Source organism: Candidatus Brocadiia bacterium (assembly GCA_041658285.1).
Taxonomy (GTDB): domain Bacteria; phylum Planctomycetota; class MHYJ01; order JACQXL01; family JACQXL01; genus JBBAAP01.
Genome location: JBBAAP010000002.1, coordinates 318214 through 341846, shown reverse-complemented (window position 1 = coordinate 341846; position 23633 = coordinate 318214). Strand labels below are relative to the sequence as shown.

Genomic DNA, 23633 nt, shown 5'->3' with positions numbered 1-23633 from the left:
GGGCGTATCGTAAACCGGGATTAGGCGTATCGAAAACGGGGACTAGGGATATCGTAAACCGGGATTAGGGATATCGAAAACCGGGATAGGGCATATCGAAAACGGGGATTGGGCGTATCGAAAACGGGGATTGGGTGTATCGAAAACCAGGACTAGGGGTATCGAAAACCGGTGGTAGGGGTATCGAAAACCGGGATTGGGTGTATCGAAAACCGGGACTGGGCGTATCGAAAACGGGGATTGGGTGTATCGAAAACCGGGACTGGGCGTATCGAAAACGGGGACTGGACGTATCGAAAACCGGGACTAGGAGTATCGGAAATCTCTATAGGGCGTATCGTAAACCCATACCCCTTTAAAAATTTAATGGATTTTTTGAGGTATTAAGCCAGCGGTCTTAGCTCTGATAACCTTTTGAGCCGGTATCTGGGCCGGAGCTTTTCCATCCTGACCCGGTCGGCGTAGCCGTATTCCAGGAAGGCGCAGTCCACCCCGGCGTTTTGGGCGGTGATGACGTCGTATTCGGAATCGCCGATGAAGAGCACCTGCTCTTTCCGGACCCGGTATTTCTTCATCAGGTGGTAGACCGCCCAGGGGTGGGGCTTGCGTTTCTTGACGTCGTCACTGCCCAGCACCGTATCGAAATATTCGTGGATGCCCAGCTCTTTGTTGATGCCGTCGACATAGCGTTTGAGCTTGTTGGATACGATGGTCATAATGATTTTACGTTGGGACAGGTTTTTCAATGTTGGCTTGACGCCGGGGAATATCTTCAGTCCTGTTTTATATTTGCGGTCGTAGATTTGGCGGTAGGTGGTTATCAGGGCGGCCATACCGGACTTTTTGGTCCGTGCCGGGAAGAGTTGTGCCAGGAAGTGGTCCAGTCCGGCGCCGATGGAGCTGATTATCCGGCGGCGTGTGAATGGCCTGAGCCCGAACTGCCGGGTCATAATCCGGGCTGTGGCGCAGATGCCCGGCGCCGAGTCCACCAGCGTGCCGTCAAAGTCGAATATCATCAGCCGGTACCGGCTGGGGTTTGCGGGTGACATAGCTTTTAATTTAGCCACGGATTACACAGATTGGGATATTGGGGTTTATTTATTGAGTTTCTTCTTACAATCATCTATAAGCATTTTCATAATTGGGGTAAGGGTGTCCTCAGGCGCTAATTTAAGGAACATCTCCGCGTCCATTATTGCCGCTTGATAATTTTTTTCTTTGTTGTATGCAATACTACGATTGTAGTAAACATCAGGATACTTTGGGTTAATATCTATTGTTTTAGTATAGTCAACTATAGATTTGTCAACTTCGCCTTTTTCGGCATATGTAAGGCCACGGTAATAGTAAGCGTACTCATAATTTGGTGTTAGTTCTATCAACTTGTTGCAATCCGCAATTACTTTATCAAAATAACCTTTTTCATAGTATATAAGCATGCGATAGTAATAAGCATCAGCATTATTTGAATCTAGTTCTATCATCTTGGTGTAATCAGCCATAGCGTGGTTGAAGTCGCTTTTTTTGCCATAAGCAAGTCCACGCCCATAATAAGCATTAATATCTTTTGGTTCCAATTCTATTCTTTTAGTGTAATCAGTGATGGCCAGATCAAATTCGCCTTTATTATAGTAAGAAAGGCCGCGGTTGTAATAAGCAGTAGTATTTGTTGGTTCAAGTTCTATTGTTTTGGTGTAATCAACAATGGCCTGGTCAAACTCACCTTTATCATAGTAAATATCGCCACGGTTGTTGTAGGCGGCGGCATAGTTTGGATCAAGTTCTATTGTCTTGGTGTAATCAGCGATAGCGCGGTCAAAATCACCTTTATGCCTGTAGGCAAGGCCGCGGCCATAATAAAAATCAGTATTTCCCCTATTTAATTCTATTGCTTTGGTATAATCATCGGTGGCCAGGTCAAATTTGCTTTTATCATAGTAAACAATGCCGCGGTTATAGTAAGCGTGATCATTTCTGGGGTCTAATTCTATAGCTCTTGAGAAATCAATAATTGCTTTATCATAATCGCCGGATTTTGCTTTGTCTAGACCGCTATTAACAAGGATGTAAGATTTTACAGCAGGATTTGAGTCTATTTTTAAAGAATCTTTTTGGTATGGTTTACGACTTTTTCCACCCATCACGGTTTGATGAATCCCGCGGATTAGTCCGCCTACTATTACGCCGATTAATATAACAATCAATATTTTTGGTAATAATCGGTTTTTTGGAGCAAGGGTATCATCTGGGGTTTTGGGAGTAGTTTCTTCTGGTAAGCCCAGCTCTCTATTTTTCTCAGTTCGATAATCAGTAATCAATTTTTCGGCAGTGGTTTTATCTTTCTGGAAGACGCGTAAAACGCCCCATCCTTGCTGGAGCGGCCATACGCCGCTGTAAGTCAGGTCGTCAAAAGGCATAACCATACACTTAATACTTTTTTCCTTAAATAGGTCCTTCAGAGCCTCAGCTTCAAACTGGTTTTTCAGCAACATGACCGGAACGGTTGTTTCTTGGGTTGTTTCTGCGCTCGGAATATTTGTGTCTATTATGTTGTTAAGTAGGTCTACATCTTCGGGGGGATTGGAATTGTTCGCATTGAGCCTTTTTTTATATATAGGATACAGGATTGCGACGACGCCTATCAGTATGATTATGGTGGTTACGCTTATCATCAGGATGTCATCATTAGACATATAGGTAGCATATTAGTTTATGATGGGATAATGTCAAATAATATAAGGGAAGGGTCTTACGGAACGAACACAGCCGCGGCGACGACGGTGGTCCAGAGCCCGTTCTTGGCGCCGATGGCCGATTGGGTGATGTTGGCGGTCTTGACTATCTGGGACGATATCTTCCAGATGGCTTTCTTTTTGTCCCAGGCGGCGTCGGCGTCGAACTCTATGCCCAAGGTCGTGGCTAACATCGATGCGGCCAAGTCTTCGGCGTAGTCGCCGGCTTCTTCGTCGTTCTTGCCGAAACCGTGGTGCTCGGACAGGTAGCCGTAATGGTTACGGTCGGCCGGGATGGCCAGCCCGATGGATGCGGCCACCAGCCGTCGGTATTCGTTGGTGGAGTTGCGGGCCAGGACGCAATAGGTTATCTGGCCGTCGCGCAGTTTCTTCAGCCCCTTTTCCCTAGGCAGCAGAATGCAGTGGGGCGGGAAGATGGACGATACGTGGACCAGGTTAAAGCGGGCTATCTGGGCGTCGCGCAGGGCTTCCTCGAACGAGGCCAGCTCGTGCTTGTGGATGCCCACTCCGTTGGTCAGGAATACTTCTCTTGGTGTAAAGGTCATTTCTTAATCCTTTTAGCCACTGATTACACTGATAAGAACAGCCTCCCCCGATATTATCGGGGGAGGCGTATTAATAATCTTTTCTACCCGATTCCACAAATTTTTTAATATGTAATCTGTGAAATCTGTGGCTCTTAGTACATTCCTTCTTCACCGCCGTAGCCGCCGCCCGGAGGCATCGGAGGCGCGTCTTTCTTTTCCTTGATTTCGGCCACCATGGCATCGGTAGTCAACAGCAGGGCCGCGACGCTTGAGGCGTTCTGGATGGCTGAGCGGACCACCTTGGTCGGGTCGATGATGCCGGCCTTCATCATATCTACGTATTCGAGCTTGTCGGCATCGAATCCGAATGCGCCTTTTCCTTCAAGGACGCGCTGGACGACGATGGAGCCGTTGATGCCGGCGTTTTCGGATATCTGCTTGATGGGCGCTTCGAGAGCCCGGCGGATGATATCCACTCCGGTGCTCTGGTCGCCGGTGGTTTTGAGCTTATCCAGTGAGGACAGTGCGCGCAGCAGTGCTACGCCGCCGCCCGGCAGGATGCCTTCATCCACGGCCGCCTTGGTGGCGTGGAGGGCGTCTTCGATGCGGGCTTTCTTTTCCTTCATCTCCAGTTCGGTCACCGCGCCGACGTTTATCTTGGCTACGCCGCCGGTCAGCTTGGCCAGGCGTTCCTGGAGCTTTTCTTTGTCATAATCGGACGACGTGGTTTCCATCTCCTTGCGCACCTGGTGGATGCGTCCCTGGATGTCCTGAGTGGAACCGGCGCCTTCGATGATGGTGGTGTTTTCTTTGTCGATGATAATCTTCTTGGCCCGGCCTAAGGAATCCAGTCCGACCTTTTCCAGTTCGATGCCCAAGTCTTCGAATATCGGTTTGCCGCCGGTCAGAATGGCGATATCGTCGAGCATGGATTTCCGCCTGTCGCCGTAGCCGGGTGATTTAACCGCGGCGCATTTGAGGATGCCCCGGAGGCGGTTGACTACCAGCGTGGCGATGGCTTCGCCTTCGACTTCTTCAGCGATAATTAACAGGGGTTTGCCGCTCTTAGCTACCTTCTCCAGCAAGGGGAGCATTTCCTTTATGCTGGAGATTTTCTTTTCGTATATCAGGATGTAGGCGTCTTCGAGGACGGCTTCCATGGTTTGCGGGTCGGTCACGAAGTAAGGCGAAATGTAACCGCGGTCGAACTGCATGCCTTCGACCCATTCGACTTCGGTCTTGGTGGATTTGCCTTCTTCGACGGTGATAACGCCGTCTTTGCCGACTTTTTCCATGGCCTCGGCAATCATATTGCCGATTTCCTTATCGCCGTTAGCGGCGATGGTGCCGACCTGGGCGATTTCCTCTTTGCCTTTGACCTTGACGGACATCTTTTTCAGCTCGTCCACGATGCTGTCGACGGCTTTCTCGATGCCTTGTTTCAGGGCCAGCGGGTTAGCGCCGGCTACGACGTTCTTGAGCCCTTCCACGAATATGGCTTCGGCTAGAACGGTGGCGGTAGTGGTGCCGTCGCCGGCTACGTCGGATGTCTTGGAAGCGACTTCCTTGACCATCTGGGCGCCCATATTATGGTAGGAGTCCTTGAGCTCGATTTCCTTGGCTACGGTCACGCCGTCTTTGGTGACGGTGGGTGAGCCGAACTTCTTTTCCAGGATGACGTTACGACCGCGCGGTCCGAGCGTGACCTTGACGGCCTTGGCCAGTATCTTGATGCCTTCCTTGATTGCCTCGCGTGCTTCCTGATCATAAACTATTCTTTTGGGAGCCATAGTGTTTTAATCCTCCTTTTAGAGCCAGTTAAGCCTTGCGGGGTTATGGCGCCGAAGCGTCATGGCGCCCTTATGGCGCTCACTGGGTCTTATCCAGCTTTTTCTTCAGAAAGAGCTGGACTGATGCTTTAGTCTAACACAGCCAGAATATCGTCTTCTGACATTATCAAATATTCTTTTTCTTCCAGCTTGATTTCGTTACCGGCGAAAGAAGAAAACACGATGCGGTCACCGTTCTTTACCGATGGTTTTGCCCGGGAGCCGTCGTCTAATAGTTTTCCTTCACCGACAGCGATAACCTTCCCCTCCTTGGGTTTCTCCTTAGCTGTATCGGGCAGGACGATGCCGCCCTTGGTTTTGCCGGCTGATTCCAACCTCTCCACTATCACTTTGTCTCCTAACGGTCTCAGTTTCATAGTCTCCTTAACCTCCTTCTGCACTAAATTTGTTACATTCTTCTTGTGTTCCCCGACATTGGGTAAAGGCCGGTAATTATATAAAGTCTTGGGATTATGTCAAGTATTTATTTTTATTTTCAGGGGAGTTTGTTAGCTAATCAGATTCTTAGCAGAGGTGCCTTGGGAACAGACTTCAGGCTGAGGCCGGATTTTGTTGCCTTAAAGATGTGGTTTATTATAATTAACATTTTTGTATGGAAAGGATATGATTATGCTAAAGAGATGCACGGTGATTATTGCGGCGGTTGTTTTATTGGGCGGTTGCTCGGGCGGTGCGGCGCAGGTGGATAAACCTATCGTTGCTCCTGTGGTTATTGATATTCTTGATGCCCAAGGCGTGCATGCCGATTACACCCAAATGGCGTCGCCGGTTGGGTTGACCATGACCGGAGCGGTGGGATACCAGGCCGATTCGGAGACCTTGACTAAGATAAACGAGTCGATGACCCAGTTCTCCAAATTGCTCTGGCAGGCGACCTGCGGAAATATTAAGCTTGATGTTGTTTGGCTCAGGAATAATTCGCAGGATGGATATATCCATTTTGAGAAGCTGGAAAAGCTAGGCGGACACGCCCAATTCGGCGGGCCGTTCACGGTTAATACCAATCTATTGGATATTGATAAGAAGATGGGTAAGCCGGGTATGGGCGTCAAGGTGTTGGCCGCCGGGATTTTTCACGAGTTCGGGCATTCAATGCTCCGGCTGCAGGATGAATACAACACCGACCGGGTGTGCATCATGCATCCGCAGAGCCGGACGGTGACATTCTGCGTCAGTTGCCAGAAAGAACTACTGGAACGTTTCCCGCTCTGGCGCTTTCCGCCCGAGTCCGAGCGTGCCGGCTGGGACGAACAGCATCCGGTGCCGGTATTCCAGATGGAGGGGGCAAAATAACAGCTATGCAATTAGACAGTAACGATTATAAGGTTCTGCTGGACAACCTCTACGACGGCGTATATTTCGTGGACCGGGAGCGCCAGATTATTTATTGGAACAAGGGCGCCGAGCGGATTACCGGATATACCAGCGCCGAGGTGGTTGGTAGACGCTGTTCGGACAATATCCTGATGCATATTGATGATGAAGGCCATAACCTGTGCACCGGCCAGTGTCCGCTGTTCCACAGTATGTCCGAATGCCGGGGGCATGAGGCCGAGGTGTTCCTGCATCACAAAGACGGCTACCGGGTGCCGGTGTCGGTCCGGGTTTCTCCTCTCCGGGACAAGTCCGGTAATGTCATCGGCGCCATCGAGATATTCAGCGATAATACCCGGCGCCAGGATTTAATCAGCGAGGTATCTGAGCTACGGCGGCTGGCGCTGCTTGACCCGGTGACAGAACTGGGCAACCGGCACTACGCCGAAATTCATCTGAACACCAAATTGAACGAGATGTCCCGCTACGAGCTGGCCTTCGGGATACTTTTTGTTGATATAGACTATTTTAAATCTGTTAACGATACCTACGGACACGACGTGGGTGACCGGATACTTAAGATGACGGCCAAGACCATGCTCAACGTTCTAAGGCCGTCCGACCTGGTCGGACGTTGGGGCGGCGACGAATTTGTCATTATAGTGCCTAACGTGGATCAGGAGCATCTTTATTCAATTGCCCATAAGCTCAGGGCTTTTGTGGAACAGTCAAGTTTTTCTATTGGTAATAACACTGTTAAGGTAACGGTTTCCATCGGCGCAACCATAGCCCGGACGGGCGATACGATGGAATCACTAGTTAAGCGGGCGGACAAGCTGGTTTACCGGAGCAAGTCGGACGGCCGTAACCGAGTGACCACCTGCGCGGTGGCGGAGGTATCATAGTATGGCTTATTTATTAATCGGATTGATTATTGGCGCGGCCATAGTCCTGGCTATAACGCTGATTTACCGGCGCCAGGCGCAGATGCCGCCTGATATGGAAGCGCTGGTTGCCCGGCTTAAGGACTCGTTCGGAGCTCTGTCGTTGGATACATTATCAAAACAGACCCAAATGGGCGCCAAAGAGCTGGATGAGAAGAAAAACCTGATTGACCAGACGCTTGGCGCCATGAAGTCTGATTTGCAGAACGTCCAGTCGGTTATTACTAATTTCGAGAAAGACCGCAAGCAGCAATTCGGCGAGCTGTCTAATCAGATTAAGAATACGGTTGAGCAGACTTGCAAGCTTCAGGAGACTACAAATCAGCTCCGGACGGCGCTGGCTAATTCTCGGGCACGCGGTCAGTGGGGTGAACGTATGGCTGAGGATGTCCTGCGCGTTTCCGGGTTTCTGGAAGGCGTCAATTACCAAAAGCAGAAAACCATCGAGAATATCGGCTCCCGGCCGGATTTTACGTTCCTGATGCCTCAAGGGTTAAAGGTTAATATGGACGTCAAGTTTCCGTTGGATAATTACATGCATTGTCTTGAGGCTGAGTCCAAAGCGGATAAGGACAACTATAAAGCGATGTTCCTCAAGGATGTCAGGAAGCGCATAAAGGAAGTGACCACCCGGGATTACATCAACCCGGAGGAAAAGACCGTGGACTATGTGTTGGTTTTCATTCCCAACGAACAGGTCTATGGGTTTATTAATGAGAACGACACCACCGTGCTTGACGAAGCCTTGAGAAACAAGGTTATACTCTGTTCGCCCGTAACGCTTTACGCCATACTGGCCATAATCAGGCAGGCGGTGGATAATTTCAATATGGAGAAAACAGCATCAGACATCATTGCACTGCTGGCCTCTTTCGGCAAGCAGTGGGACGCGTTTATAAAGTCTTTTGACCGGATGGGCAAGAAGATTGACGAGGCTAAAGAGGAGTTTGACAGCCTGCTGTCTGTCCGCAAGAAGCAACTGGAGCGTCCTTTAAGGCAAATAGACGATTTGCGCCGGCAGAAGGGCATCAAAGAACTGCCGTTACTGGATGACGACAATAATCAGGATATTGATGAGGATATAAATTAGAAAGAGAAATGAATATGTTAAAAACACCAGGCGTATTGAGTGATGAACTGTTAAGTAAATACCATACGGTAGTTAATTCCGACCCGCTGGTTCGGATGGCCCGCAACGCCGTGACCAAGACGGCTTTGCCCGAGGTGGCCATCAACCGCGACGTGGTAGCCGGGACCGACTTTACGTTTTCGCACACCACCAAGGTAGGGACTATTACCAATCAGATGGCCAGCGGCCGGTGCTGGATGTTTGCGGCCTTGAACACTATGCGGGTCCGGGCTATGAAGAAGATGAACCTGGCCAACTTCGAGTTGTCCCAGAGTTATCCGTTTTTCTTCGACAAGCTGGAAAAGGCCAACTATTTCCTGGAGAATATCATCGAGACGCGCGACGAACACATCCACAGCCGGATAGTCATGTGGTTATTGGCCGGGCCGTTGAGTGATGGCGGGCAGTGGGATATGTTTGCCAACCTGATAAAGCGTTACGGCGCGGTGCCCAAAACGGTCATGCCTGAAAGTTTTAACAGTAGCAACTCCGGGCACGTCAACTACTATGTCACTCTGAAATTGCGCGAAGACGCCAAAATATTGAGGCAGATGCACCGGAAGGGCGCTTCGGTATTCCAACTTAGGGCCCGGAAGGAAGATATGATGTCAGAAATATACCGGATGCTGGTGGTTTATTTCGGCGAGCCGCCAAAACAGTTCAGCTGGCAATACCGCGACAAGAAGGATAAATTCCACCGGGAACCGAAGCCAATGACGTCCCAGAGTTTCTATAAGGAATATGTCAATATCGATATGGACGATATGGCCAGCCTGATAAACTGCCCGACGTCCGACAAGCCATATAATAAGATGTATACGGTCAAGTATCTGGGTAATGTCCGGGGCGGGGATATTGTTCGTTATCTTAACGTTGATATCGAAACGATTAAAGAGGCGGCGATAAAGGCAATCAAGGCTGGACAGCCGGTTTGGTTCGGTTGCGACGTGGGCAAGATGCTGCAGCGCGATATCGGTATTATGGATACGAAAATGTTTGAGCTGGATAAACTGCTGGGCACCAGATTTGGGATGGATAAGGCCGAGCGGGTGGATTACGGCGACAGCCTGATGACCCACGCCATGGTTTTTACCGGCGTTAACCTGGTTAACGGCAAGCCGACCAAATGGAAGGTGGAAAACTCCTGGAGCGATAAGGTCGGCGATAAGGGATTTTTCGTGATGAGCGACGACTGGTTCAACGAGTATATGTATCAGGTGGTTGTGTCCAAGAAATACCTGTCGCCTAAACTCATTAATATATACAAAGAAAAGCCGGTAGTTCTGAACCCCTGGGATCCGATGGGCTCGCTGGCGATAATGCGGTAAAGTTGACATGATGCAGGATATGCGATCCACGATACGTGCATCGTGCATCTCGTATTGCTTATTACTGCTATGGCAAACATAATATCTGTTGTTAAGGGCGATATCACCCATCAGGAGGTAGACGCCATTGTTAATGCCGCTAATACGACACTTCTAGGCGGCGGTGGTGTGGACGGCGCCATCCACCGGGCGGCTGGGCCGGAACTGCTGGCCGAATGCAAGACCCTCGGCGGCTGCCGGACCGGACAGGCCAAAATAACCAAAGGATATAACTTGCCCGCAAAGTGGGTGATACATACGGTCGGACCGGCCTGGGACGGCGGCAAACACAATGAGGATGAATTCCTGGCCCAGTGTTATCGCAACAGCCTGATTCTGGCTGTCAAGCACGGGATAAAGACCATTGTCTTCCCTTCCATCAGCACCGGTGCATACAGGTTTCCGCTGGAGCGGGCCGCTCCGATCGCCGTGTCGGAGATAACTAAATTTTTGGATCATGATAAAACCATTGAGCGGGTAATCATCGCCTGTTTTGATGATATCACATACAATGCATATCTGACAGCTGTAAAAGTTATTAAACAGGGATAAAGTAAATAATTCATAATCCTTGACAAGGCACTCCGCAATTTATAAAAAACTTGTTTCATTCGTGAATTTTATCTCAAAGGTGTGCATAAGATGTTTAAGATTTTGTCACGGGAGCAATTTTCCGACTGCGTATACCGGACGGTGCTGGAGGCGCCCCGGATTGCCGGGTCCCGTAAGGCAGGGCAATTCGTGGTTATCAGGGTAGACGAGGAAGGTGAGCGGATACCTCTGACTATTTGCGATGCCGACCCGGTTAAGGGAACCGTGACAATAGTTTACCAGGCAGTTGGTAAATCCACCATGAAGCTGTCCCGCCTTAACCAGGGTGAATATGTTACGGATTTGGTCGGTCCATTGGGTCGGGCGACACATATTGAGAAATTTGGGACCGTGGCTTGCATCGGCGGCGGTATAGGCATCGCGCCGGTCCATCCCATTGCCCAAGCCATGCGCCAGACCGGTAATAAGGTCATTTCCATCATTGGGGCGCGCTCCAAGAACTTATTGATACTGGAAAAGGAAATGCGGGCCGCATCGGATGAATTGATAGTTGGAACGGATGACGGTTCTTACGGCAAAAAAGGGTTTACTTCTGATATGCTTAAGGAAGTCGTTAGGCGTGGTGAAAAGATTGATTTAGTGGTGGCCATCGGGCCGGTGCCGATGATGAAGGTTATTTGTAATGTAACCAAGGAGTATAGTTTGAAAACTCTGGTTTCGCTTAATCCGCTTATGCTTGACGCCACCGGGATGTGCGGCGTCTGCCGGGTGACGGTGGGTGGCAAGACCCAATTTGCCTGCGTGGATGGCCCGGAATTCGACGGACACCAGGTTGACTTTGACGAGTTATCAAAGCGGTTGAAGACTTACATTAAGGATGAAAAGGTGGCTCTGGAACGTTACCTGCATAAACCGAGTTGCATTGACCTGGCCATTGAAGCGCAGAGACAGGCGAAGTAGGCTGTTATCAGCCGACTATACCTGGCAGTAATTCTGGCGTCAAAGGCGCCATAAAACTGCCAGAGTATAGGCTGTAGACATAAATATGACAGAAGAAAATAAACCTAAGCCCAAGGAAAAGATACCGCGGCAGAAGGGTTCCGAACAGCGGCCGCTGGACCGGGTTCGTAACTTCGATGAGGTGCCGTTTGGGTTCACGCCGGAACTGGCGTTAAAAGAGGCGTCGCGCTGTTTACAGTGCAAGCGTCCGATCTGCGTCAAGGGTTGTCCGGTAGAAGTGAATATTCCCGCATTCATAAAGCTTATATCCGAAGGCAAATACGCCGAGGCGGCTTACAAGATAAAAGAGACCAACACCTTACCGGCAGTCTGCGGCCGGGTTTGTCCGCAGGAAGGGCAGTGCGAAAAGGAATGCATCCTGTCTAAGAAAGGCGATGCCGTGGCCATCGGTGCGCTGGAACGGTTTGTAGCCGATTACGAGCGCAAGAATAATCTGGTCAAGGTGCCGGATATCGCGGACAAAAAGAACCGCATGGTGGCCATTGTCGGCGCCGGCCCGGCTGGTCTGACCTGCGCCGGCGACCTGGCTCTTAAAGGTTACGACGTGACCATATTCGAGGCGCTCCATAAAGGCGGCGGCGTGCTGGTTTACGGCATCCCGGAATTCCGTCTGCCCAAGGAAATCGTCCGGACCGAGATTGATTACCTGAAACTGCTGGGCGTAAAGATAGAGTTCAATATGCTCATCGGCAAGGTTGCCACCATAGATAACTTGTTTAACGAAGGCTTTAAGGCGGCGTTTGTCGGCACCGGCGCCGGATTGCCGTTGTTTATGAATATCCCGGGTGAGAACCTTAATGGCGTCTATTCGGCCAATGAATACCTGACACGTTCGAACCTGATGAAGGCGTATCTATTCCCGGAATATGATACGCCCATTGCCAGGGGCAAGCATGTGGCTGTGTTCGGCGGCGGTAACGTGGCCATGGACTCGGCCCGGACGGCGTTGCGGTTGGGCGCGGAGAAGGTTTACATCGTCTACCGGCGCTCGGACGCCGAGATGCCGGCCCGTCAGGAAGAAATCCACCACGCCCGCGAAGAAGGAATTGATTTTCAACTGCTGACTAACCCGGTGGCCATCCTGGGCAATTCGGATGGATGGGTCCGGGCTATCAAATGCATCCGTATGGAATTGGGCGAGCCGGACGAATCAGGCCGCCGAAAACCAGTTCCGATTAAGGGCTCGGAATTCGAGATGCCGGTAGATACGGTCATCGTTTCCATCGGCAACGGACCAAACCCGTTGCTTCTTAAGGCCACGCCGGATATCAAGCTTAATAAGTGGGGTAATATCGATGCCGATGAATCAACCCTGGCTACCAGCAAGAAGGGTGTCTATGCCGGAGGCGATATCGTTACCGGCGCGGCTACGGTGATTCAGGCCATGGGCCAGGGCAAGATTGCATCCAGGTCCATTGATAAATTCCTGACGGCTTGATAGGGAATTAGTGGTTAAGCCGGTTTGACAATTCTCAGTGCCTGTTGGATTACGTAGTTAATTTTAGGTGGCTTCTACCTGCCAGTGTTCCAATTCCACGGAAGTGGCCCGGCCGAAGATAGTGATGATAACCTTAACCATTCCCTTGGTCGGAATGATTTCTTCAATAGTGCCGTTAAAATTCTCGAAAGGCCCTTCTTTGATATGGACATTTTCACCTTTCTTAAAGGCAATCTTGATTATTGGTTTTTCCGCTTCGGGGCCGGTTGAGCCGGACATAAGCATACGGTCTATTTCCGGTTGTGACATGGGGATGGGCTTGCGTCCGCCTAGGAAATCGCCGATACCCGGTGTTTCGCGTACGGCCAGCCAGGTCTGGTCGTTCAATTCCATTTCGACAATCAGGTAGCCCGGATAGAGCTTGCGTTCGACTATTTTTTTCTTGCCGCTGCGGATTTCGGTGACCTTTTCCTTGGGCACCAGGATTTTAGTAATGGATTGGTCCAGGGAATGAGTTTGAATCTTTCTTTCCAGGGCTTCTTTCCCGTTAGCTTCTTTGCCCACCTGAACCCTTAAAACGTACCACTTTTTCATAATGATATAATACCTTTGAATTACTATTGAAGTTTTATAAGTTGCATTACCTTGGACCAGACTAAATCAATGACTACCAGGAACATGGCCATAGTTACTACCGAGATAATTACGGCTACCGATGAGCCCCAGTATTCATATGAAGGCGGCCAGGAAACTTTGCGCAGTTCATATTCGGTTTCAATCAGGTAATCGGCGTTACTGGGTTTATTGATGATAAGCAGGTAGATTAAAAAGAGCAGGACGGCAAAAAACACCAGAGAGATAATCAGCCCCAGAACGATGGTTACGTCAAAGAAGGGGATTTTCAAGAGTTCCTTGCCCCAAAATGTTGCCATCGGCGGGTCAACCGACATATCCTCTTTGGGGATAAATATATAAAGCGAGATGCTTCCGAACATGGCAAACGCGCCGAGGAATATCCAGGCCGCGATGCGCGATATCATTCCCTGGCCTTTTTTGTAAAACGATAAGTTCATATTTTAATTTACGACTGCAGGTCAGGAGGGACTCGAACCCCCAACATCCGGTTTTGGAGACCGGCGCTCTACCAATTGGAGCTACTGACCTATAAAGCCCAATGGATCCCCTTTCATATAAGAACCGGTCATATTAGTGTGGTTTTAAAGCAGTGTCAAGGATTTTAGATAATTCTTGGAATATTTTTCTGATGGCTTTGCCCCGATGGCTGAGCCGATTCTTGATGTATGCCGGCAGCTGGCCGAATGTCTTAGATGCGTAAGCTTTCTTTTCCGGACAGAATACGGGGTCATATCCGAAACCTTTTGAACCGGCGGGCTTTTGTGCTATATAGCCATAACAAATTCCTTCCGCTTCAAAAAGGATGCCTTTTGATGGATGGGCCCTTCGGACTGAGTCCTCAGGACAAGCCAGGACTGCTGTACAGCAGTAGCGCGCCCGGCGTTTGTTTCGCCTCAGCCCGGCCAGTTCAGCCAGAAGTTTAGAGTGGTTTTCTTTGTCGGTGGCATTATGATGCATATCTTTTGATGCAAACCGGGCGGAGTAAATGCCGGGGCGCCAGTTTAGGGTCTCAATTTCTATCCCGGAATCTTCGGCTAAAACTATCCGGTTGGTGTATCTGGCCCAGCATAGCGCTTTTTTACGGGCGTTATCAAGATAGGTGCGGCCGGTTTCCTGAACATCCGGAACATTTGGAAAAGTATTTAACGGTATTAGCCGGAAAGGAGAAGCTCTTTTCCCCAGCCACTGGCGGTAGATGGAATTGATTTCGCGTATTTTGCCTTTATTTTTGGTTCCGATGACGATTTGCATATAAGCGGGTTATATCACAATGTTGACCAGTTTCCCCGGCACGATGATGACATTACGCGGTTGGGTGTCTTTGAGAATCTGAACTATTTTCTCATCGGCCAAAACTAGGGCTTTCACCTCAACTTCGGGCATCTCGGCCGGAACGGTAATCCGGCTCCGGATTTTCCCGTTTATCTGAATAACCAGTTCAGTCTCTTTGGATTTAAGGGCTTCCGGGTTGTATCCGGGGAATTTATGGTTAAATACGCTGGGCCGCTCGCCGATAGACTCCCATAACTGTTCGGCCAGATGCGGCGTGAATGGGGCAACCAGCAGGATTATGGTTCGAGATGCTTTGGCCATAAGGTTTTCCAGCGCCGAATAATCAGCCGTCCGGGTTGGGTGGCGGAGCAGGTTTTTTATTTCATACATATGGTTAACCAGTTCCATAATTGCGCTTATAGCCGTGTTATAATGGAGGTTTTCGATACCTTCGGTTACCCGCTTAATGGTTTGGTTTAGTTTCTGGTATAATTTATCCATCTCGGCCAGGCTGACCAGGTGTTTAGTATCGTCCAGGGAAGCATCTTTCTTGATATCCGATGTTGATTGAATCAATTCGGACAGGCGGGCCACGAAGCGCCGGGCGCCTACGATACCGCTATCGTTCCAGAGTATTTCTGCCTCGGACGGCGCGGCAAAGAACATGGCAATCCGGGCTACGTCTACGCCGTCTTGACGGATGAGGTCAGCCGGCGAGATCACGTTGCCTTTGGATTTGGACATAACCTCGCCTTTTTCGTCCAGGACCATGCCGTGATTAAAGAGGCGGGCGGCTGGTTCGTCGAACTTGAGCCAGCCCTCATCAAAGAGCACTTTGGTGATAAACCGGAAATATATCAGATGGCCGCAGGCGTGTTCAGCGCCGCCGACATACAGGTCTATGGGCAGCCACTTGTTTACCGCTTCCTTGCTGAATGGTTGTTTATCATTGCGCGGGTCGGAATATCTCAGATGGTACCAGGACGAGCAGACAAAGGTATCCATTGTGTCCGGGTCCCGTTGGGCTGGGCCGGCGCATTTGGGGCATTTGGTATTAATGAATGTCGGTACGTCGGCCAGCGGCGAACGGCCTTTGGGAATAAAATCCTTGACATCATCGGGCAGGAGAACCGGCAAATTACTTTCCGACACCGGAACTGTGCCGCACTTAGCGCAGTGAATCATTGGTATCGGTGCGCCCCAGTATCGCTGGCGTGATATCAGCCAGTCGCGCAAGCGGTAATTGACCTTCTTTTTCCCCTGGATTTTCTGGATCAAGAATTCGGTGATTCTGGCGATGCCCTGTTCTGATGTCAGCCCGCTGAACTGACCGCTGTTGGCCATAACGCCGAGTTCAGCATAAGCTTCTTTGAGCGGCTCGTCCAGTTTTCCGTTCTTGGGGTTGATGACAATTTTGACGGTTAGATTATATTTTTTGGCAAACTCAAAATCACGCTGGTCGTGAGCCGGTACGGCCATGACCGCTCCGGTGCCGTAATGGGGTAGAACATAATCCGCCACCCAGATGGGAATCTTTTCTCCCGAAAGCGGGTTCAGCGCATAGGTGCCGGTAAAAACGCCGTCTTTCTCGCCCTCGGCCGAGCGTTCCCAGTCGGTTTTACCGGATGTTTTCTTGATATATGCCTCGACCGCCGGTTTATTCTGTGGGTTGGTGATTTTTAGGGCCAGCGGGTGTTCCGGCGCGATGGATACGAAGGTTACCCCGAAAACAGTATCGATACGCGTAGTAAATACCAGAAGCCGATATTCTTGGTCAGGGATAGGAAATACTATTTCTGTTCCTTCACTCCGGCCGATCCAGTTGCGTTGCATGGCTTTGATGTTCTCCGGCCACTGGGTTAGTTTATCTATGTCCTTCAGCAGGCGTTCGGCATAATCGGTGATGCGGAAGAACCATTGTTTAAGATTCCTTTTAGCGACTATTGAGTGGCAGCGCCAACAGGTGCCGTCATTTTCTACCTGCTCGTTAGCCAGGACCGTTTTGCAGGACGGGCACCAGTTGACCAGCGAATCGGCCTGGTAGGCCAGCCCGCGTTTATGAAGCACCGTAAAAATCCATTGTGTCCACTTGTAATAATCCGGTAGGCAGGTGATTACTTCTCGGTTCCAATCGTAGCTGATAGACAGTGTTTTAAGCGTATCGCGGGAAGTGTTAATGTTGTTAAGCGTCCATTCCCTGGGATGGAGTTTATGCTTTATAGCCGCTTCTTCGGCCGGCAATCCAAAAGCATCCCATCCGAACGGGTGCATTACGTCGCATCCGGACATTTTTTTGTAGCGGGCATAGGCGTCGCCGATGGTGTAATTTCGGAAATGGCCGATGTGGATATCGCCCGAAGGATAGGCGAACATTTCCAGCATATAAAATTTCTTGGTCGGGTTCGGGTTGGTATTGAATAACCCGGTTTTGGTCCAGTATTCCCGCCAGCGCTTCTCAACGGTATTAAAATCGTACTTCATAAAAGGCCTTGTATAGTACATAATTTAGGTTTGTCAACTTATACTAAAGTATTTATATTATAAATGATTTGTTTGTCCGGTGATAATATATCTTGACTTTATATCGGGCTATGTTAAAAAACGATAAGGCAATAAGGTTATTGATAAAATGAAAGGAGCATATGATATGACGACTCGCAAATCCAATAAGCGTCAGCAATCACGTTACGGGCTGGTCGGCGCCAAAGCGATATCGGCTCCGGGTGGATTATTTGCTTTTCTTAATAACAAAAAGATTCTGCCTATTATCAACATCAGCACCAGCGGGGTGAAGTTGCTTGATAAAGACAAGCAGGAACTGGGCGAGAAAATATCTTTTAACATCAGCGTGCCGGCGCTGGGCGCTAAGCCACTAAAGGTATGCGGATATGTGGTCTGGTCCAAACTGTTCAAGCCGTTTGACAATTACCAAGTGGGTGTTAAGTTTACTTCAATGAATTCCGAAGCGACCGAACGGATCAAGAACCTGGTTAAATTTCTGGGTAACCAGGCTAATATGGAGCGTCAAATCAAAAAATCACTGGGTAAGCCCAGAAGTAAGTTCGTTTGCCCGGTTTGCCAGTATGCCCACAAAAAAGGGGTTAACGCGCCTATGAGCATCGGGTTGTGGTCTGAACGGCATTGAGAAATAAGCCGGCGCGGGGAAACTTATGCTGATTGTTGCAATCCTGTCCGATTTTATTGACACTTTTCTATTTTGTGATAAGCCTATGCTCAGTCGTATGGATTGTGTCCGCGGAGCGCCATCCCGCAGTAGCGGGAACGGTTAGTAAAAAATATGGCTGAAGAAAAAAAAGATTTGTCATTCGGTTCACTGGCGATAAAGCTGCTTTACACCACGCTGGAACGGGTTAACGAATGCGTGGAGATTCAGCAAAAAATCCGTGACATGGGTGTTAAGTCCAAGAAGCTTGGGGAGATAATGATTGATAAAAGTTATCTGACTGAGCAACAAGTCAGGCATATTTTTAGGGTTCAGGGTATTGAAGGCGGCATCCGCGAATTGCCCGGGTATCAGATATTGAACAAGGTTGGGCAGGGGGCAATGGGGGTGGTTTACAAGGCTTTACAGTTGAGTATGGGCCGGACAGTGGCAATCAAGGTCCTGTCGCCTCAGCTTTCTGATGATGATAAGTTCATTAAGAGATTTTTCAAGGAAGCCCGGATGTCGGCTTGGCTGAACCATCCGAACATAGTTCAGGGTATCGACGTGGGAGATTTTCAGGGCTTATATTATTTTGTGATGGAATTTGTGGAGGGATTGACGCTTGAAGATATGGTCAAGCGCGAGGGAGCGCTGGATGAGCAGAGGGCGATGCGGATAATTTACAGCATTGTTCAGGCTCTGGAACACGCGCACAAATACAGTTTAGTTCACCGGGACATCAAAGCGCGGAATATTCTGGTTGATATTGAGGAAAAGGCAAAACTGTGCGACTTAGGCCTGGCCCAGATTGCCATATCGGAATCCGAGAGCTCGGCCGCGGTCAAGGGAATACTGGCCGGGACGCCGGCCTATGTTTCGCCCGAACAGGCTCAGCGGAGAGAGGATCTGGATATCAGGAGCGATATATACTCATTGGGTGTGACTTTTTATTTCTGCGTGGTGGGTGATTTACCGTTCCGCGGCGCCACGGCGCTGGAGGTTGTTACCAAACATATTCACGAGAATCCGCTGCAGCCAATAGAGCGTAATGCCAATATTTCGCCGTCGGTTAATTATATTATAATGAAAATGATGGCCAAGAATCGTGACGAGCGCTATCAGGAACCGGTAGAGTTGATGCAGGATTTATACGCGGTTATGAGCGGTCAGATATTGATTAAATCGCAACCGGCCAGGCCGCACATCAGGGTGGCATCCAGACTGTCCCGGGCTACCGGCGGAGTAAGGAGGAAGTTCCGAAGATTTCAACGGTAAGACATTCCCCGTTAGAGGAATGATATAAATGTTTTACGTTTATATAATACAGAGTAAGAATTACGGTGGTTTGTATACTGGATATACTGAGAATTTAGAAAGGCGTTTATCGGAGCATAATAGTAATCAGGTAGCATCTACTAAGAACAGAGGGCCGTTTAGGATTATATATTACGAGGTGTGTTTTAATCAGGAAGATGCGTTAGATCGGGAAAGATACCTTAAAAGCGGGATGGGAAAACGATATATTAAGAATAGGTTAAAAGGGTTTTTGAATATTGACAAGGAATAAGCTCTGGTGGTTAAAACGAAATTATAGTTTTTCTAACGTGATGTTTTCAGTTAGAGGTAACCATCGGGGCGTGCCCCGTTAGAGGTAACCATGAATATGGGTACCTCTAACGGGGCGTGTGCTGGAATGGCAGACAGGGTGGTTTCAAAAACCACTGGGGTCACCCCCGTGAGGGTTCAACTCCCTCCTCGCCCAGTTAGAGGTAAAGGTAATCTTTACCTCTAACTGGGCGAGCCCATTAGAAACTGTTAAGCCGAAGGCTGTTACAGTTTCTTATCCCGCTTTTTACGGTGTAAAAAGCGGGGTTAGAAATTATTTAGGCCTTGCTAAAGTGGGATAGCGAAGCATCCTATAAGGATAAACTCCGCGAGGTTAGAACTTTTTACCCTAAAGGAGGCTGCGCTCTCCAGTTGTGAAACAACCGGGTTAGAATAGAGCTCAACGAGTTATGGTTTCTTATCCCGCTTTTTGCGGTGCAAAGAGCGGGGTTAGATAATAAATACGGGGTGCAGATATAACAGCTATTGAAAGGTAATATATGCCAAAGAGTTTGTTGATGGTCCGCGCCGAGGAATTGCTATCACGCCTTAACACGCTCGGGAGTTCTCTTTGACATCACCAGCCAAATATCAACCTTAAAACATCTGGAAGAAGAAATGTCCCGGACCGGGTTCTGGGATAACCAGGAATCAGCCCGCAAAAAGGTCGAACAGCTCAAATACACCAGGGAGATAGTTTTGCCGTATCGAAAAGCTCTTAATGACATGGGCGATTTGATTGGGCTGGTTGAAATAGCTGAAAAAGATAAGGACGATAAATCACTTAACGATATTACGCAAGAATTAGAGCGGATGTCGGTTCAGGTGGCGGACCTGGAATTGTGTTCATATCTGTCCGGTCAGAACGACAGCAATGACGCGTTCTTGAACGTTCACGCCGGCACCGGCGGAACGGACGCCTGTGACTGGGCGGCCATGCTTCTGCGGATGTATTTGAGGTATTGCGACATCCGGGGATGGAACGCCCAGCTGATTGATTCCTTGCCGGGCGACGAGGCGGGCATCAGGCGGGCTACTCTTTATATCAAAGGCCATTATGTTTTTGGTCACCTTGAATCTGAAATTGGCGTACACCGGCTGGTCCGGATATCACCTTTTGACTCCAATAAGCGGCGGCATACTTCCTTTGCGGCAGTTGACGTAGTCCCGGAAATAGAGGAGAAGGAAATAACCTTAAATGAGAACGAACTAAAAATTGATACCTACAGCGCCGGCGGTCCGGGCGGGCAGCACGTCAACAAAACGGCTTCGGCCGTGCGTATCACGCACCTGCCGACCGGACTGATTGTCCAATGCCAGAGCCAGCGTTCCCAGCACCAGAACAAAAGCACCGCGCTGAAGCTGCTAGCCGCGAAACTTAACGCCCTGGCGCACAAAGAACAGCAGGATGTTTTTAAGAAGATTTACGGTGAAAAAGGTGAAATCGCCTGGGGATACCAGGTACGTTCTTATGTTCTGCACCCTTACACCATGGTTAAGGACCACCGGACTGATTTTGAAACCGGTAACGCCCAGAAAGTTTTGGATGGGGAGATAGGCGGTTTTGTAAAATCATTCCTGACCACGAAGGCACAAAGAGAAAAGTAAATCCATCATGAATAAAGTTTATATCAAGTTTCTTACTCGTTATTTGGGAAAAGATAAAGCCAGGGTTGCGTTTCTTGTCCGGCGGGCTTTGAATCTGGTAATCAGGTCCGAACGGATAAATAGCAAGGGTAATATTATTTTAAGTTTGGTACTGGTAGATAACGACTTAATACGAAAACTTAACAGCCGGTTCCTGAAAAGAAACCGGATAACCGACGTTATTGCTTTCCCTTTAGGCGATGATGGTTCGAAAGGCGAGTTCGGCGAGATAATCGTATCGATAGAGAAGGCATATCAAGAGGCGCACCGGCGGAAGATCGCGCCGGAAGGCGAAATAGTCCTTTACTGCGTGCATGGGTTGCTGCACCTGTTGGGGTATGACGACCATAGCGTTAAGGACAGTCTGGAGATGTGGGAGCGACAACGGGAAATTTTAGGCAAGATTTTTGGGCAGGCTAAGGCCAGCCGTTGGTTGGATTAGGCAGATTCATCTCAACCAGGCATTCAAATAAATTCTTACGCAGTAATTCACAGCTCAATTAATCCATCCGGGGGTATAGCGGTTTTAGCAGTCGGGTATAGGATGTCTATTAAGGGTATTACGTAAGCGGAAATGGCTATGCTGATGGCAGGGTATAGTTATAATAACAAAGGGATGTATGGGGGAGGGGAGGGTACCCCCTAAGGGAGAGTAGGGGCATCCCCCTGAGGGGGTAGGGTTATCTCTATATGGGGGTAAGGGCATCCCTATTGGGGGAGCCTATGGTAATACTACGGGGGTAAGGTACCCCCCCCTTATAATTTTCATGATTTTTGGGGTAAAACCATTACAAAACAGTAACAAAATACCCTCTATATTACCCCTCAGAAACGCTTTTTTAGGGGTGTTAATAAACGTTACATTAACGTAACATTGGGTGGGAAAATAGTTTTATTTATAGCTGGTAAATCACGCCTAAAACAGCCCAAAAAGCTGATAAAATAGCTATTTTGAGGTTATTTATGGTGTTTCTATTAAACTCATTTATCGAACATTTCTTTTCTATATTGGCATACCCTTTGCTATCTATTAGGGTCAGAGTGAAACGAAGGGGTTAAGTAAGGGAAATATAAGAGATAAATAAGGAGGAGATATGAGGAATAAAGCAATAATCTGCGGTTTATATAGTTTGATATTTTGCCTGATAACGGGTACTTTGGCCTATGCCAATACGGGCACCGGGGCTGGGTCTCCGACCTATTATTACCGTGATAACCGGTTGACCGCTACCGGGAGCGGCACCGATAATTATGGCTATGGTTGGGTGGATATCATCGGTAAGGGCGGCACGCAAATCGCGTCCACTTCCCTCCCCTATAATTTGGACTGTAATGCTGACGGCAACATTGCCTCGACCAGCCGCGGCCCAACCCTGCTTAATTATTATGACTATAGTCCGGACACCAACCCGTCGTTATATTCTTATCAATACAGGATTTACAAGAACGGTTTTATCGTCCATTACCGCTGGAGTTCGCCGGCCGAAATTTCAGCCAATCAGGATATTCCCAGTTCATCTTATGAGTATACCATTTATCCATATTGGGATGACCTGGTTATGGGCACTGATTCCTGGGTCGGGTTCCGGATGGATGGCACGGAGCCATATCGCCGGTTGATCATCACATACTACCACATGTATCATACCATGCTGGCCTACCTTGAGGGTGAGGAGGAAGAGCGCTCGGTTACTTTCCAGGTCATCATTTATGAATCGCCTAACGGCGTGACATCTTTCACCCAGGGTAACGATATCGTATTCAATTACCTGGATGCAAAGTTTGAGTATTGGGAAGCGGGCACTAAGCTGGAGTTGACGTCTATCAGCCGGGGCGCGTCGGCCACCATCGGGATAGAACTGGACGGCACCCGCTATTTAAAGTATTCGTACAATACCGCCCTGGTTAATACCGGGACATCGATACTTTTTACCAGGACAAATTACGGCGTTAATGTGGAGATACCTTCGGCGACGGAATCATTGGTCAGCGCCGCAACGCCGGTCAAGCGCGGTTCGCACCAGGCCTACCTGAAGTTTGCCATGAAGACTACCAGCGGCACGACCCAGTGGACGAGCATGAAAGTAGACAAGCGCGGCACGGCACTGGATGCGGACGTTGATTCAGTCGATGTCTATAAGGATGCCAACGGCGACGGGGTTTGGAACATCGGCGATACCCTGCTCGGCTCGGGCACATTTTCATCGGGCACTACGATTATCGGCACTAACGACACTATAAACACCACAGCCAAGTATTATTTCATCGTGGTTCGGTTAAAGACGGACATCTCCGGGGGCCGGACCATCGGCGTCAGGGTCAGATACCGCACTTATATGCAATTTTCGACAGCCGGCAGCGCCGGTGTTATTTCGGATAGGAATTTTTAGTTAATATGAATATGAAATTCAGG

At 49.1% G+C, this 23633-nt stretch carries 21 protein-coding genes, 2 tRNA genes and 1 pseudogene; 14 read left to right on the top strand and 10 right to left on the bottom strand.

The window, feature by feature from the left end; genetic code table 11:
• Positions 1-383: 383 nt before the first annotated feature.
• From WC980_03445 to groES, 5 genes are all read right to left on the bottom strand, one after another.
• Positions 384-1049 carry an HAD-IA family hydrolase gene (locus WC980_03445; GenBank protein MFA5794104.1) on the bottom strand — a complete coding sequence of 222 codons (666 nt, stop codon included), beginning with the start codon at positions 1047-1049 and terminating at the stop codon, positions 384-386.
• A gap of 45 nt (positions 1050-1094) precedes the next feature.
• On the bottom strand, positions 1095-2693 hold the full coding sequence (locus WC980_03440) for a tetratricopeptide repeat protein (protein MFA5794103.1): 1599 nt from the start codon (positions 2691-2693) through the stop codon (positions 1095-1097).
• 56 nt (positions 2694-2749) lie between these two features.
• A complete protein-coding gene (locus tag WC980_03435; protein ID MFA5794102.1) occupies positions 2750-3298 on the bottom strand; it encodes an arginine decarboxylase, pyruvoyl-dependent in 549 nt (182 codons plus the stop codon).
• A 134-nt stretch (positions 3299-3432) separates the two neighbouring features.
• A complete protein-coding gene (gene groL, locus WC980_03430) occupies positions 3433-5070 on the bottom strand; it encodes a chaperonin GroEL (protein MFA5794101.1) in 1638 nt (545 codons plus the stop codon).
• A 128-nt stretch (positions 5071-5198) separates the two neighbouring features.
• The gene (gene groES, locus WC980_03425) at positions 5199-5486 is read right to left on the bottom strand and encodes a co-chaperone GroES (protein ID MFA5794100.1); all 288 of its coding nucleotides are present in this window, start codon (positions 5484-5486) and stop codon (positions 5199-5201) included.
• A gap of 253 nt (positions 5487-5739) precedes the next feature.
• Between groES and WC980_03420 the strand changes: the two genes are divergently transcribed.
• From WC980_03420 to gltA, 7 genes are all read left to right on the top strand, one after another.
• On the top strand, positions 5740-6423 hold the full coding sequence (locus tag WC980_03420) for a hypothetical protein (GenBank protein ID MFA5794099.1): 684 nt from the start codon (positions 5740-5742) through the stop codon (positions 6421-6423).
• Between the two features lie 5 nt (positions 6424-6428).
• Entirely contained in the window at positions 6429-7349 is a 921-nt protein-coding gene (locus WC980_03415; GenBank protein MFA5794098.1) for a sensor domain-containing diguanylate cyclase, read from the top strand.
• A 1-nt stretch (position 7350) separates the two neighbouring features.
• On the top strand, positions 7351-8478 hold the full coding sequence (locus WC980_03410; protein ID MFA5794097.1) for a DNA recombination protein RmuC: 1128 nt from the start codon (positions 7351-7353) through the stop codon (positions 8476-8478).
• Between the two features lie 14 nt (positions 8479-8492).
• The gene (locus tag WC980_03405) at positions 8493-9845 is read left to right on the top strand and encodes a C1 family peptidase (protein MFA5794096.1); all 1353 of its coding nucleotides are present in this window, start codon (positions 8493-8495) and stop codon (positions 9843-9845) included.
• 69 nt (positions 9846-9914) lie between these two features.
• Positions 9915-10436, top strand: a complete 522-nt coding sequence (locus WC980_03400; protein MFA5794095.1) for an O-acetyl-ADP-ribose deacetylase — start codon at positions 9915-9917, stop codon at positions 10434-10436.
• Between the two features lie 90 nt (positions 10437-10526).
• Positions 10527-11396 carry a sulfide/dihydroorotate dehydrogenase-like FAD/NAD-binding protein gene (locus tag WC980_03395; GenBank protein MFA5794094.1) on the top strand — a complete coding sequence of 290 codons (870 nt, stop codon included), beginning with the start codon at positions 10527-10529 and terminating at the stop codon, positions 11394-11396.
• 85 nt (positions 11397-11481) lie between these two features.
• The gene (gene gltA / locus WC980_03390) at positions 11482-12894 is read left to right on the top strand and encodes an NADPH-dependent glutamate synthase (GenBank protein ID MFA5794093.1); all 1413 of its coding nucleotides are present in this window, start codon (positions 11482-11484) and stop codon (positions 12892-12894) included.
• A 63-nt stretch (positions 12895-12957) separates the two neighbouring features.
• Here gltA and nusG read toward each other — a convergent pair whose 3' ends face one another.
• From nusG to leuS, 5 genes are all read right to left on the bottom strand, one after another.
• Positions 12958-13488, bottom strand: a complete 531-nt coding sequence (nusG, locus tag WC980_03385; GenBank protein ID MFA5794092.1) for a transcription termination/antitermination protein NusG — start codon at positions 13486-13488, stop codon at positions 12958-12960.
• Positions 13489-13511: 23 nt separating this feature from the next.
• Positions 13512-13967 (bottom strand): preprotein translocase subunit SecE, encoded by a 456-nt coding sequence (gene secE / locus WC980_03380; GenBank protein ID MFA5794091.1) that lies wholly within the window; start codon positions 13965-13967, stop codon positions 13512-13514.
• Positions 13968-13984: 17 nt separating this feature from the next.
• Positions 13985-14058 (bottom strand) — tRNA-Trp (locus WC980_03375).
• 42 nt (positions 14059-14100) lie between these two features.
• Positions 14101-14781: a non-canonical purine NTP pyrophosphatase gene (locus WC980_03370; protein MFA5794090.1), complete on the bottom strand. Its 681-nt coding sequence runs from the start codon at positions 14779-14781 to the stop codon at positions 14101-14103.
• A 9-nt stretch (positions 14782-14790) separates the two neighbouring features.
• Positions 14791-17283 carry a leucine--tRNA ligase gene (gene leuS / locus WC980_03365; GenBank protein ID MFA5794089.1) on the bottom strand — a complete coding sequence of 831 codons (2493 nt, stop codon included), beginning with the start codon at positions 17281-17283 and terminating at the stop codon, positions 14791-14793.
• 166 nt (positions 17284-17449) lie between these two features.
• Here leuS and WC980_03360 point away from each other — a divergent pair, with 166 nt between their 5' ends.
• From WC980_03360 to WC980_03330, 7 genes and pseudogenes are all read left to right on the top strand, one after another.
• Positions 17450-17947 (top strand): PilZ domain-containing protein, encoded by a 498-nt coding sequence (locus tag WC980_03360; protein ID MFA5794088.1) that lies wholly within the window; start codon positions 17450-17452, stop codon positions 17945-17947.
• Positions 17948-18100: 153 nt separating this feature from the next.
• Positions 18101-19243, top strand: coding sequence for a serine/threonine-protein kinase (locus WC980_03355; GenBank protein ID MFA5794087.1), 1143 nt, complete (start codon positions 18101-18103; stop codon positions 19241-19243).
• A gap of 28 nt (positions 19244-19271) precedes the next feature.
• Entirely contained in the window at positions 19272-19535 is a 264-nt protein-coding gene (locus WC980_03350; protein ID MFA5794086.1) for a GIY-YIG nuclease family protein, read from the top strand.
• 112 nt (positions 19536-19647) lie between these two features.
• Positions 19648-19730: transfer RNA gene (locus tag WC980_03345), tRNA-Leu, on the top strand.
• A gap of 416 nt (positions 19731-20146) precedes the next feature.
• Positions 20147-21181: pseudogene (gene prfB / locus WC980_03340) on the top strand (peptide chain release factor 2).
• Positions 21182-21188: 7 nt separating this feature from the next.
• Positions 21189-21662, top strand: coding sequence for an rRNA maturation RNase YbeY (gene ybeY / locus WC980_03335; GenBank protein ID MFA5794085.1), 474 nt, complete (start codon positions 21189-21191; stop codon positions 21660-21662).
• Between the two features lie 652 nt (positions 21663-22314).
• A complete protein-coding gene (locus WC980_03330; protein MFA5794084.1) occupies positions 22315-23610 on the top strand; it encodes a hypothetical protein in 1296 nt (431 codons plus the stop codon).
• Positions 23611-23633: the final 23 nt, after the last annotated feature.